The organism is Kitasatospora sp. NPDC004745 (assembly GCF_042873275.1).
GTDB lineage: Bacteria > Actinomycetota > Actinomycetes > Streptomycetales > Streptomycetaceae > Kitasatospora.
Window position 1 is genome coordinate 160,311 of record NZ_JBIALK010000008.1, and the last position, 11,690, is coordinate 172,000.

12 protein-coding genes are annotated in these 11,690 nt (G+C 72.6%); 4 read left to right on the top strand and 8 right to left on the bottom strand.

Annotated elements, in window-relative coordinates:
- Positions 1 to 6: 6 nt before the first annotated feature.
- Both ACFYUY_RS16775 and ACFYUY_RS16780 read left to right on the top strand, forming a co-directional pair.
- Positions 7 to 1,005, top strand: a complete 999-nt coding sequence (locus ACFYUY_RS16775) for a glycosyltransferase family 2 protein (RefSeq protein WP_360219519.1) — start codon at positions 7 to 9, stop codon at positions 1,003 to 1,005.
- Positions 1,006 to 1,093: 88 nt separating this feature from the next.
- Positions 1,094 to 2,044 carry a YihY/virulence factor BrkB family protein gene (locus tag ACFYUY_RS16780; protein WP_360219522.1) on the top strand — a complete coding sequence of 317 codons (951 nt, stop codon included), beginning with the start codon at positions 1,094 to 1,096 and terminating at the stop codon, positions 2,042 to 2,044.
- A 48-nt stretch (positions 2,045 to 2,092) separates the two neighbouring features.
- On the opposite strand, the gene ACFYUY_RS16785 is transcribed toward ACFYUY_RS16780, so the two are convergent.
- The gene (locus tag ACFYUY_RS16785; protein WP_387901206.1) at positions 2,093 to 3,304 is read right to left on the bottom strand and encodes a D-alanyl-D-alanine carboxypeptidase family protein; all 1,212 of its coding nucleotides are present in this window, start codon (positions 3,302 to 3,304) and stop codon (positions 2,093 to 2,095) included.
- Positions 3,305 to 3,443: 139 nt separating this feature from the next.
- On the opposite strand from ACFYUY_RS16785, the gene ACFYUY_RS16790 reads away from it, so the two are divergent.
- Positions 3,444 to 3,704: an SCO4848 family membrane protein gene (locus ACFYUY_RS16790; RefSeq protein ID WP_360219525.1), complete on the top strand. Its 261-nt coding sequence runs from the start codon at positions 3,444 to 3,446 to the stop codon at positions 3,702 to 3,704.
- Between the two features lie 82 nt (positions 3,705 to 3,786).
- Here ACFYUY_RS16790 and ACFYUY_RS16795 read toward each other — a convergent pair whose 3' ends face one another.
- Genes ACFYUY_RS16795 through sdhC form a run of 4 tightly spaced genes read right to left on the bottom strand, consistent with a single transcriptional unit; the run spans position 3,787 to position 7,234 of the window.
- On the bottom strand, positions 3,787 to 4,560 hold the full coding sequence (locus ACFYUY_RS16795) for a succinate dehydrogenase iron-sulfur subunit (RefSeq protein ID WP_360219528.1): 774 nt from the start codon (positions 4,558 to 4,560) through the stop codon (positions 3,787 to 3,789).
- A complete protein-coding gene (gene sdhA, locus ACFYUY_RS16800; RefSeq protein ID WP_387901210.1) occupies positions 4,560 to 6,302 on the bottom strand; it encodes a succinate dehydrogenase flavoprotein subunit in 1,743 nt (580 codons plus the stop codon). The genes ACFYUY_RS16795 and sdhA overlap by 1 nt, the downstream gene beginning before the upstream one ends.
- 51 nt (positions 6,303 to 6,353) lie before the next feature.
- Positions 6,354 to 6,845: a succinate dehydrogenase, hydrophobic membrane anchor protein gene (gene sdhD / locus ACFYUY_RS16805; protein WP_360219534.1), complete on the bottom strand. Its 492-nt coding sequence runs from the start codon at positions 6,843 to 6,845 to the stop codon at positions 6,354 to 6,356.
- Positions 6,846 to 6,853: 8 nt separating this feature from the next.
- Complete coding sequence (gene sdhC, locus ACFYUY_RS16810) at positions 6,854 to 7,234, bottom strand: succinate dehydrogenase, cytochrome b556 subunit (RefSeq protein WP_360219537.1); 381 nt, start codon at positions 7,232 to 7,234, stop codon at positions 6,854 to 6,856.
- A 280-nt stretch (positions 7,235 to 7,514) separates the two neighbouring features.
- Here sdhC and ACFYUY_RS16815 point away from each other — a divergent pair, with 280 nt between their 5' ends.
- Positions 7,515 to 8,297 (top strand): hypothetical protein, encoded by a 783-nt coding sequence (locus tag ACFYUY_RS16815; RefSeq protein ID WP_387901214.1) that lies wholly within the window; start codon positions 7,515 to 7,517, stop codon positions 8,295 to 8,297.
- Positions 8,298 to 8,324: 27 nt separating this feature from the next.
- Here ACFYUY_RS16815 and ACFYUY_RS16820 read toward each other — a convergent pair whose 3' ends face one another.
- The 3 genes from ACFYUY_RS16820 to ACFYUY_RS16830 form a co-directional block, all read right to left on the bottom strand.
- Positions 8,325 to 8,870, bottom strand: a complete 546-nt coding sequence (locus ACFYUY_RS16820) for a 2-oxo-4-hydroxy-4-carboxy-5-ureidoimidazoline decarboxylase (RefSeq protein ID WP_387901316.1) — start codon at positions 8,868 to 8,870, stop codon at positions 8,325 to 8,327.
- A gap of 264 nt (positions 8,871 to 9,134) precedes the next feature.
- Positions 9,135 to 10,784, bottom strand: coding sequence for an alpha/beta hydrolase (locus tag ACFYUY_RS16825; protein ID WP_387901217.1), 1,650 nt, complete (start codon positions 10,782 to 10,784; stop codon positions 9,135 to 9,137).
- A gap of 68 nt (positions 10,785 to 10,852) precedes the next feature.
- A complete protein-coding gene (locus tag ACFYUY_RS16830) occupies positions 10,853 to 11,593 on the bottom strand; it encodes an SDR family oxidoreductase (RefSeq protein ID WP_387901219.1) in 741 nt (246 codons plus the stop codon).
- Positions 11,594 to 11,690: the final 97 nt, after the last annotated feature.

Sequence of the window (11,690 nt, forward strand, 5' to 3'; positions counted from 1 at the left end):
GGGCCCGTGCCCCGCTTCAGCGTGATCGTCCCCGTGTTCAAGGTCCAGGACTACCTCGCCGAGTGCCTCGACTCGGTCCTCGGCCAGGGCGGCCCCGACCTGGAACTGATCGCGGTCGACGACCGCTCCCCGGACCGCTGCGGCGCGATGCTCGACGAGGCCGCCGCCGCGGACCCGCGGATCCGGGTGCTGCACCTGCCGGAGAACGTCGGACTCGGCCGGGCCCGCAACGCCGGCCTGGAGGTCGCCACCGGCGACTACGTGGTCTTCCTCGACAGCGACGACACGCTCACCCCGAACCTGCTCAAGAGCGTCGACGACCGGCTCACCGCCACCGGCGACCCGGACGTCCTGGTCTACGACTACGCCCGCACCTACGTCGACGGCCGGATCACCCGCGCCGCCTCGGCCCACGTCTTCGGCGCCGCCTCCCCCGAGGTCTTCGACCTCGCCGCCCGCCCGGACCTGCTCGACCTGCTGCAGGTCGTCTGGAACAAGGCCTACCGCCGCGACTTCGTCACCGCGCAGCGGCTGGTCTTCCCGGCCGGCTACTACGAGGACACCCCCTGGACGTACCCGGCGCTCCTCGCCGCCGCCCGGATCACCCTGCTCGACGAGGTCGGCGTGCACTACCGCCAGCGCCAGGAGGGCGGCAACATCCTGGCCACCGCCAGCCGCAAGCACTTCGACGTCTTCGACCAGTACGACCTGGTCTTCGGCTTCCTGGACGGCCGCCCCGACCTGGACCACTGGCGCCCCGTCGTCTACGGCCGGATGCTGCACCACCTCAACACGGTCGTCTCCAAGCCCGGCCGGGTCCCGCCCGGCGACCGCCGCGAGTACTTCCGCCGCGCGGCCGCCCACTGCGCCCGGCTGCGCCCGGCCGGCTACCGCCCCCCGGCGGGCGTCGACGGCGTGCGCACCGAACTGCTGAGCCACGGCCGCTACGGCGCCTACCAGGCCGTCAGGGCGCTCGCCCGGGCCCGCCGGCTGGTCCGCGGCTAGCTGCGGCGGCCCCGGCGGCCACGACGCGGCCCCGGCCGCGCGTCGAGCCTGACGGCCGTTCGGGGGACGGGCCGGTATAACCGGTCGGGTGGACTTCCTGACCCGCCTTCCGGTCATCGGCCCGCTCGTGACGCGACTGCTGCGCAGCCGCCCGTACCGGGTGTACGAGCACTTCACCGCGGCCCGCGGGAACAGACTGGCCGGCGCGGTCACCTTCTTCGGCTTCCTCGCCCTGTTCCCGCTGCTCACCGTCGCCCTGGCGATCGCCGTGGCGACGTTCAGCGACAGCCGGGTGGCGGACATTCAGAAACGCATCTCCGACCAGCTGCCGGGCATCTCCGACGCACTCAACCTGCCGTCGCTGGTGGCCAACGCGGGCGCCGTCGGACTCGTCAGCGGGGCACTGCTGCTGATCTCCGGCCTCGGCTGGGTGGACACCATGCGCACCTCGATCCGGGACGTGTGGCAGCTGCCCGAGGAGGACGGCAACCCGGTGCTGCGCAAGGCGTGGGACTGCGTGGTGCTCGGCGGCCTCGGCCTGGTCTCGCTGGTCTCGCTGGGCGCCTCCGCCGCGGGGACGACGCTGGCCGGGCGGATCGCCGACCAGCTCGGCCTGCACAACGGCTACCTGCTCACCGGGATCGGCATCCTCATCGCCATAGGGTGCGACACCCTGCTCTTCGCCTACCTGCTGGCGCCCTTCCCCGGCATCGGCGGCCAGCGCCGGCGGGACGTGCTGCAGGGGGCGCTGATCGGCGCGGTCGGCTTCGAGGCGCTGAAGATCCTGCTCGCCTCCTACCTCGGCTCGGTCGCCGGGAAGAGCCTCTACGGCGCCTTCGGCGTACCGGTGGCGCTGCTGCTCTGGATCAACTTCGTCAGCCGGCTGCTGATGTACTGCGTGGCCTGGACGGCCCTCGCCGACCCGGAGGCCGCCCGGGAGCGGGCCAGGGCCCACGGCCGGGCCGTCATCGAGGCGGCCGACGAGGCGGGGGCCGCGGCGGAGCCGGCGGCCAGGGCCCAGGGTCCGGCCCAGTCCTGAGCGTCCTGGGAGCCGGCCCCTGGGCCCGTGCCCGGGCCCGTCGGCGGATCAGCCCGCGGCCCTGCGGCGGCGGTGCACGACCAGCGCCCCGTAGCCGCCCGCGGCCACGGCCAGCGCGACGGCCAGCCAGCCGCCGAGGCCGGGCCCGGTGCCCCGGGAGGCCGCGGCGGGGGCCGCCGCCGGGGTGGCGGGTGCCGTGGCGGTGGGGGACGGGTGCGGCGGGGGCGCGGGAACGCCGGCGGCGCCGCCGGCCTGGCCGGTCGGCTCGCCGCCGGGCGGCAGCTCGTCGACCAGCCGGCCGACCGGTCGCACCTTGTCGGCCGCCGCGAAGCCCCAGTCCAGCAGCGCGGCCGTCTCGTCGTAGACCTTCTGGTAGCTGGCCGGGTGCATCACCGTCACCAGCAGGGTCCGGCCGTTGCGCTCGGCGGCGCCGACGAAGGTCGAGCCCGCGTTGGTGGTGGTGCCGTTCTTCACCCCGATCAGGCCGGGGTACTTGCCCAGCAGCCGGTCGGTGTTGGCGATCCCGAAGCTGCCGCGCTGGCCGGTGTTCTTGTCCACCGCGCCGGGGAACATCGCGTCCCGGGTGGCGCAGTACATCCGGAAGTCGGGATTGCGCAGGCCGGCCCGGGCGAACAGGGTGAGGTCGTAGGCCGAGGAGACCTGGCCGTCCATGTCGTACCCGTCCGGCGAGATCACCCGGGTGTCCCGGGCCTGCAGGGCGTCGGCGCGGGCCTGCATCTCGCCGACGGTCTGCTGCACGCCGCCGTTCATGTGCGCGAGGACGTGCACGGCGTCGTTGCCCGAGCTCAGGAACACCCCGCGCCACAGGTCCTCGACCCGGTAGTCGAGGTTCTCCTTGATGCCGACCAGGCTGCTGCCGGCGCCGATCCCCAGGATCTCCTCGTCCGCGACCCGGTGCACCAGGTTGCGGTCGAACTTGGGCAGCACGGTGTCCGCGAAGAGGATCTTCAGGGTGCTCGCCGGGGGCAGCTTCAGGTGCGGGTTGTTCGCCGCTAGCACCTCTCCCGACGTGGCGTCGGAGACTATCCAGGACTGGCCGGTGAGGTCCCCGGGCAGCGCCGGGGCGCCGGCCAGCGGGTCGACCTGGACCCCGGGGAGCCCGAGCCGGCCGCCGCCGACCGCGGTGGGCGGGGGCGGCTCGTACGGGGCGGCGGCCGCCGCCGGGGCGACGAGCAGGACGGGGAGGGCCGCAGTGACCGCGGCGCACAGGTGGGCGAACGTGTGACGGGCTGTGGGCACCAGCTGACCGTACCCACTCCGGGCGCCGGCCGTCCGCCGCACCGGGCCGGTCCTCCGCAGGAGGGCCCCGCCGTACGCCGATCGGCCGTCCGCGCATACTGGGGACGCACACCGCCTTCACACCCCCGCCGAGGATCCCATGAAGCTCAGCCGCCGCACCTCCTGGTTCCTGACCGCCTTCGGCGTCTGGTCGATGATCATCTGGACGACCTTCGTCAAGAACCTGTGGAAGGACTCCGGCGGCCAGGCCTTCACCGGCGGCGACCACTCCCAGCCGACCGCCTTCTTCTGGGTGCACCTCCTCCTCGCCGTCACCTCCTTCCTCCTCGGCATCGCCGTCGGCTCCGTCGGGGTCCGCGGCCTGCGCGCCGCCCGCCGCGCCGCCCCGGCCGCGGACTGAGGCCGGCGACCGCGCGCCGGTACGCGCGAAGGCCCCCGTCCGCGGTGCGGACGGGGGCCTTCGTCGGGCCGGGCCGGGTGGCTCAGAAGCGGCGGGTGACCAGGGCCCGCTTCACTTCCTGGATCGCCTTGGTGACCTCGATGCCACGGGGGCAGGCCTCGGAGCAGTTGAAGGTGGTGCGGCAGCGCCACACGCCCTCACGGTCGTTGAGGATCTCCAGGCGCTGCTCGGCGCCCTCGTCACGCGAGTCGAAGATGAAGCGGTGCGCGTTGACGATGGCGGCCGGGCCGAAGTACTGGCCGTCGTTCCAGAACACCGGGCAGGACGACGTGCACGCGGCGCACAGGATGCACTTGGTGGTGTCGTCGAAGCGCTCGCGGTCCTCGGCGGACTGCAGGCGCTCGCGCGTCGGGTCGTTCCCCTTGGTGATGAGGAACGGCATGACGTCCTTGTACGCCTGGAAGAACGGGTCCATGTCCACGACCAGGTCCTTGAGGACCGTGAGGCCCTTGATGGCCTCGATCGTGATCGGCTTCTCCGGGTTGACGTCCTTGATCAGGGTCTTGCACGCCAGCCGGTTGCGGCCGTTGATCCGCATGGCGTCGGAGCCGCAGATGCCGTGCGCGCAGGAACGGCGGTAGGTGAGGGTGCCGTCCTGCTCCCACTTGATCTTGTTGAGCGCGTCCAGGACGCGCTCCTTCGGGTCCATCTCGAGCTGGTAGTCGACCCACACCGGGTCCGGGTGCTCCTCCGGGTTGAACCGGCGGATCCGGAAGGTGACGGTGATCAGCTGGGTGGCACCGCTCTCGGCCGCGTCCAGAGCGGCCGAGTGCTTCTCCACGGTCGGAGTGCTCATCAGTACTTACGCTCCATCGGCTGGTAGCGGGTCGTGACGACCGGCTTGTAGTCGAGGCGGATGGAGGTGGTGCCGTCGGCGGCAACCTCCTGGTACGCCATGGTGTGCTGCATGAACTTCACGTCGTCACGGGTCGGGAAGTCCTCGCGGTAGTGGCCGCCGCGGGACTCCTCGCGGGCCAGCGCGGACACGGCCAGCACCTCGGCCAGGTCGAGCAGGTTGCCCAGCTCGACGGCCTCCAGCAGGTCCGTGTTGTAGCGGAAGCCCTTGTCCTGGATGGAGACGTGCTTGTAGCGCTCGCGCAGCGCGGCGATGTCCTCGACGGCCTGCTTCAGGGTGGCGCCGGTGCGGTAGACCATGGCGTTGGCGTCCATGGTCTCCTGCAGCTCCTTGCGGATCTGCGCCACGGACTCGGTGCCGGTGGACTCGCGCAGGCCGTCGACCAGGGCCTGGACCTTCTCGGCCGGGTTCTCGGGCAGCTCGGTGTAGTCCACCGTCTGCGCGTAGTCGGCGGCGGCGACGCCCGCGCGCTTGCCGAACACGTTGATGTCCAGCAGCGAGTTGGTGCCCAGGCGGTTGGCGCCGTGCACGGACACGCAGGCGACCTCGCCGGCCGCGTACAGGCCCGGGACGACCTCGGTGTTGTTGCGCAGCACCTCACCCTCGACGTTGGTCGGGATGCCGCCCATGGCGTAGTGCGCGGTGGGCTGGATCGGGATCGGGTCCGTGTAGGGCTCGATGCCGAGGTAGGTGCGGGCGAACTCGGTGATGTCCGGGAGCTTGGCGTCCAGCTGCTCCGGCGGCAGGTGGGTGAGGTCCAGGTAGACGTGGTCGCCGTCCGGACCGCAGCCGCGGCCTTCGCGGATCTCGGTGTAGATCGCGCGGGAGCAGACGTCACGGGACGCGAGGTCCTTCATGACGGGGGCGTAGCGCTCCATGAAGCGCTCGCCGTCCTTGTTGCGCAGGATGCCGCCCTCGCCGCGGGCGCCCTCGGTGAGCAGGATGCCCATGCGCCAGATGCCCGTCGGGTGGAACTGGAAGAACTCCATGTCCTCCAGCGGCAGGCCGCGGCGGTAGACCAGGGCCTGGCCGTCACCGGTGAGGGTGTGGGCGTTGGAGGAGACCTTGAAGAACTTGCCGGTGCCGCCGGAGGCGAACACGACCGACTTGGCCTGGAAGACGTGGATCTCGCCGGTGGCCAGCTCGTAGGCGACGACGCCGGCCGTCCTGCCCTCGTTGAGCAGCAGGTCGAGGACGTAGAACTCGTTGAAGAACTCGACGCCGTGCTTGACGCAGTTCTGGAACAGCGTCTGGAGGATCATGTGGCCGGTGCGGTCGGCCGCGTAGCACGAGCGGCGGACCGGGGCCTCGCCGTGGTTGCGGGAGTGCCCGCCGAAGCGGCGCTGGTCGATGCGGCCCTGCTCGGTGCGGGAGAAGGGCAGACCCATCTTCTCCAGGTCGAGGACGGCGTCGATGGCCTCCTTGCACATGATCTCGGCGGCGTCCTGGTCGACCAGGTAGTCACCACCCTTGACCGTGTCGAAGGTGTGCCACTCCCAGTTGTCCTCCTCGACGTTGGCGAGGGCGGCGCACATGCCGCCCTGGGCCGCGCCGGTGTGGGACCGGGTGGGGTAGAGCTTGGTCAGGACCGCGGTGCGGCTGCGCTGCGTCGACTCGATGGCCGCGCGCATGCCGGCGCCGCCGGCGCCGACGATGACGGTGTCGTACTGGTGAATCTGCATGGGGGGTTAACTCGCCTCTGGCCTCTGCCGATGTCCGATGTTGCTCGCGGCTCAGATGTTGGGGTCGAAGGTGAAGATCACCAGGGTGCCGAGCAGCACGGTGAAGACCGTGGCGGTACCCATGAGCCCCTTGAGCCAGAGCCGGGTCGAGTCCTTCTCGGCGTAGTCGTTGATGACCTGACGCATGCCGTTGGCGCCGTGCAGCATGGCGAGCCACAGCATCGCGAGGTCCCAGACCTGCCAGAACGGCGAGGCCCAGCGGCCGGCCACGAAGGCGAAGCCGATCTTGGAGACGCCGCCGTCGAGCACCAGCATGATCAGCAGGTGGCCGAGGATCAGCACGACCAGGACGACACCGGACAGGCGCATGAAGAGCCAGGCCAGCATCTCGAAGTTGGTGCGGGTGCGGCGCGGGGTCTTCGCGGTCCGCTTGCGCGGAGGCTCGATGACGAACTCGTCGGCCGGGTTCCCGGTGCCGAGGCCCTTGCCGGTGTGCGCCTGGGCGGAGGGGACCACCAGCGCGTCGGAGATTTCCGTGGACATGTGTCGGCTCACTTCCCGAACCAGGAGATCAGCGTGTGCTGCAGGATCCCGTAGAAGGAGCCGGCCATCAGGACGACCCAGACGCCGACGACGGTCCAGAGCATCTGCTTCTGGTACTTCGGGCCCTTGGCCCAGAAGTCGACCGCGACGACCCGCAGGCCGTTGAGGGCGTGGAACAGGATGGCGGCCACCAGGCCGTACTCCATCAGGTTCACGAGAGGCGTCTTGTACGTCTGAATGACGGTGTCGTAGGCCTCGGGCGACACCCGCACCAGCGCGGTGTCCAGGACATGGGCGAACAGGAAGAAGAAGATGAGGACGCCGGTGACTCGATGAGCCACCCAGCTCCACATGCCTTCCCGGCCGCGGTACAGCGTTCCAGCCGGCACGGAAAAACCCTCCGGAAGCGATTGGGGGCTCGGCCGGCTTCGGTGTCGGTCAGCCCGGCCGGGTACGGTCCACCGGCCGCCAGCATCCTATCGACGCCGTCTGGTGAACCGCCTCCGGGGGCCTCAGGTGTGATCAATCAGGCACGACTGGCCTAGTTGGACGGGAACCGGAGCCCGTTCCGTCGCTCTGGGTGACGGTTCGGCTGCGCTACGGTGGCGGCCCGCCCCGCCGCCGGACCCACCGCGCCGGATCCGCCGCCGACACCCTGCCGAGGCCCCCGTGCCGTTCCGCCCCGCCCGACCGTCCGCCGCCGCCCTCGCCGGTCTGCTGCTGCTCGCCGCGGGCTGCACCACCGTCGGCGGCCCCTCCGCGGACCGGGCGGCGCCCGCCCGGGAGCTGTCCGCGGCCGAGCTGCGCGCCGCCGCGGTGGCCGACGCGGACCTCGGGGCGGGCTACGCGGTGACGGTGATGACGCCCGGTCACGGGGACACCGGGGCCGGGGCCGGGCGGGAGGTGGCGGACGTGCCGGCCTGCCAGCCGCTGCTGGACGCGGTGACCCCGGCCGCGTCAGGCGCCGCCACCGCCTCGCCGGGGCCGGGCTACCCGTACGCGGAGACGGACCTCGGCGTGGCGCGGGCGGCCGACCCCGAGCGCGGGCTGTACGGCGGGCTGCTCGGCTACCGGACGGGGCGGGCCGCCGCGCTGCAGGCGGAGCTGGAGAAGCTGTTCGGCCCGTGCGCCGCGTTCACCTCGGCGGCGCCGGCCCCGCCCGCCGAGAAGCAGGGGAGGAAGGCGCCGATCCGGACCGGGCACCGGCTGAGCCGGGTGGACACGCCCACTCCCGGGGGAGCGGACGCGGCCCTCGGATTCACCCTCACGAATGAATCGGGGAGCGCGGTGCTCTCCCAGCGCGCGGTGCTGGCCCGGGTCGGGCCGGTGCTCGCGGTGTTCACCACCTTCGGCGTCGCCACCGAGCCGGCCGCCGCGCCGGACGAACTGGTCGTCCGGCGACAGGTGGCCAAGCTCCGGGCCGCGCAGGCGGGCGGACCGGCGGGTGGGTAGGGCGGGTGGGTCGGGGCGGCGGCCGGCTCAGCGCGCCCCGGCCTCCGAGTGGGTGGCGACCAGGTGCTCCAGCCGGGTGAGGGCGATCCGGCGGAGTTCGTCCGCCGCGATCAGCCGCTCCTCGTCCGGGTCGTTGGCGAGTCGGGTGCGGATCGAGGAGAGCACGGTGTCGAGCATCTCCTCCGGGGCGACGCCCTCCAGGCAGACCACGAACACGTGGCCGAACCTGGCCTCGTACGCCGCGTGGGCGGCCCGCAGCGCGGTGTGCGCGGCCTGGCTGCCCGGCGCCCGCATGCCGAGCAGCGGCTGCGGCATCCAGCTCTCGTCGGCGAGCGCCTCGGCGAGGTCGGCCGGGCGGAGGTCGTAGGAGGCCTCGCTGGCGGCGGCCAGCAGGGACCCTATGTCGGGGTAGGGCCGGTGGGCGGTGAGCCGCAGGGCCCACCGGCGGCTGCCGCAGCAGGCCAGGAGGGCCTCCTCGGCGGCGCCGGCGTCGGCCTCGTTGAAGCGGTGCAGCCCGAGGAGGGTCGGCTCCGAGCTGGGTTCGGGCCGCTGTGGCGGGATGTCGCTGGCCAGCGGGTCCTCCTCGTGAGGGCGGGAAGGTGCCGGTGGAGTGGGGTGGGGTGGAGCAGCTGAAGTATGGGGGGCCGCGAGCGGCTTCGAGCGCCCGTCGACAACTCCTCAAAGGTAGTTGAGCGGTCATCAGTTGGGGAGGGCGCGCGCGGAATTCATCCGGACGAGCTATCAAGTTGTGACGTTGACACCTTCGTGTCAGCGCCCTCCCCGCCGTCGTCTGCTAGGTCCGGCCCGGTGGGCGGCCGGTGGCCGGCCCGGTCGGGGTCAGGAGCAGCGGGTCCCCTCGGCCGGCATGGTGCCGTCGATCAGGTAGGTCTCCAGGGCCTGGTCGATGCAGGCGTTGCCCTTGCCGAAGGCGCCGTGGCCCTCGCCGACCCGGGTGAGCAGGGTGGCCTTGGCGAAGCCCTTGGCGAGCGCCTCGGCCGAGGCGTACGGGGTGGCCGGGTCGCCGGTCGAGCCGACCACCAGGATCGGGGCGGCGCCCTCGGCCCGTATGGTGTGCGGCTTCTCGGGGGACTTGTAGGGCCATCCGTGGCAGGAGTCCTCGGTGAAGTCCTCGACGCTCACGCCCTTGGTCATCAGCGGGGCCTGCTGCTGGAGCTGCTGCACGGCCTGCTGGGCGCGCTCGGGCGTCGGTGCCGGGGCCGCCCCGTCGGCGCAGCCGATCGCGGCGTGCGCCTCGTGGAGCGGCGTGTAGTGGCCGTTCTCGTCGCGCTCGTTGTAGTCGTCGGAGAAGGCCAGCAGGACGTCGCCCTTGCCGGCCTTGATCGCCACGGTGAGGCCGACCCGCAGGTAGTTCCAGGTCTGGTTCTCGTCGCCGTAGAGCGCCGAGCGGACGGCCGTCCAGGCCAGGTCGCTGCCGACCTTGCGTCCGTCCTTGGTCGGCAGCGGGTGGTCGCGCAGGCCGTCCAGGAAGTCGGCGGCCTTCTTGGCGGCGCCGGCCGGGTCCTTGCCGAGCGCGCACTCGTCCGCGTGGTTCTCGACGCAGTCGGCGGCGAAGCGGTCGAAGGCCGTCTCGAAGCCGACGATCTGCTTCACGGAGGCGTCGAGGTCGTCGGCGGCCGGGTCCACGGCGCCGTCCAGGACGAGCCGTCCGGTGTTGCCGGGGAACTCCTCCGCGTAGAGCGAGCCCAGGTAGGTGCCGTAGGAGATGCCCAGGTAGTTGAGCTTGCGGTCCCCGGCGGCGGCGCGCAGCACGTCCAGGTCGCGCGCCGTGTTGCGGGTGCCGACGAAGGGCAGCAGCTTGCCGGACTTCGCCTGGCAGGCGGCGGTGAACTCGGCGTCCTGCCGGTCCGACTGGGCCTTGCGGGCCACCGGGTCGAGCGGGGCGTCCTGCTGGGACTCGGCGTCGCGCTGCTTGTCGTCGAGGCAGTGGATCGGCGAGCTGGCGCCGGTGCCGCGCGGGTCGAAGCCGATCACGTCGTAGCGGTTGTGCAGGCTGCCGGCGAAGTCCTTGGTGCCGAAGGTGACCATCTCGACGCCGGAGCCGCCCGGGCCGCCGGGGTTGACCATGAGCGAGCCCAGGCGCTGGTCCGGCTTGGCGGCGGGGTACTTCACCAGGGCGAGGTCGAGGGCGTCGCCGGCGGGGTTCGCGTAGTCGAGCGGGACGTGCAGCTTGCCGCACTTCAGCGTGGAGAGGTCGACCTTGGCCTGCTCGGCCTTCGGGTCCGCGGGGCAGTCCGCCCAGGTGATCTGCTGGCCGTAGAACGGCTTGAGGGCCGGGTCGGCCTCCCCGGTGGGCTTGGGGGTGGGCGTCGGCGTGGCGGTCGGACTCGCGGTGGCGGGCGCGGTGGTGCCGGCGGCCTGGCCCCGGGCGGGTCCGGCGGTGTCGTCGCACGCGGTGGCGAGCAGCAGGGTGCCGGCCGCGAGGGCGGTCAGCAGCACCCGTGGGCGGGCGGCCCGGAAGGTTCTCATCGCACGTGTGTATCACTCGGCACGGTGCGCATGATCACCGGGCCCCGGGCCGCCCGGACCGGCGCTGATCAGGCGCGATGCACCTTGTGGTTGGCCGCCTGGGCGCGCGGCCGGACCACCAGCAGGTCGATGTTGACGTGCGGGGGGCGGGTGACCGCCCAGGCCACGGTGTCCGCGACGTCCTCGGAGGTCAGCGGCTCGGCCACGCCGGCGTACACGGCGGCGGCCTTCTCCTCGTCGCCGCGGAAGCGGGTGACCGCGAAGCCCTCGGAGCGCACCATGCCGGGGGCGATCTCGATCACCCGGATCGGCTCCCCGCACAGCTCCAGCCGCAGCGTGGCCGCGATGGTGTGCGCGGCGTGCTTGGCGGCGACGTACCCGCCGCCGCCCTCGTACGCGGTGAGTGCGGCGGTCGAGGAGAGCACCAGCACCGTGCCGTCGCCACTGGCCCGCAGGGCCGGCAGCAGCGCCTGCGTCATGTGCAGCACGCCGAGCACGTTCACCTCGTACATCGCCCGCCAGTCGGCCGGGTCGCCGTGCTCGACGCTCTCGGCGCCGATCGCCCCGCCGGCGTTGTTCACCAGCACGTCCACCCGGCCGACCGCGGCCGCGAAGGCGTCCACGGCGGCCCGGTCGGTGACGTCCACGGTGTGGGCCCGGCCGCCGATCTCCTTGGCCAGCGCCTCGATCCGCTCGGTCCGCCGGGCGGTCAGCACCACGTCGAAGCCCTCGGCCGCCAGCCGGCGGGCGGTCGCCGCGCCGATTCCGCTGCTGGCACCGGTGACCACGGCCACCTTCTGCTCGGTCATTGCCACTCCCTGGGGGCTCGGTGTGGGGGGTACGCACATTCGGTCGTTCACCCGATCATCTCAACCCCGTCCGCGCGCCCGCCGCCCGGTCACGCCC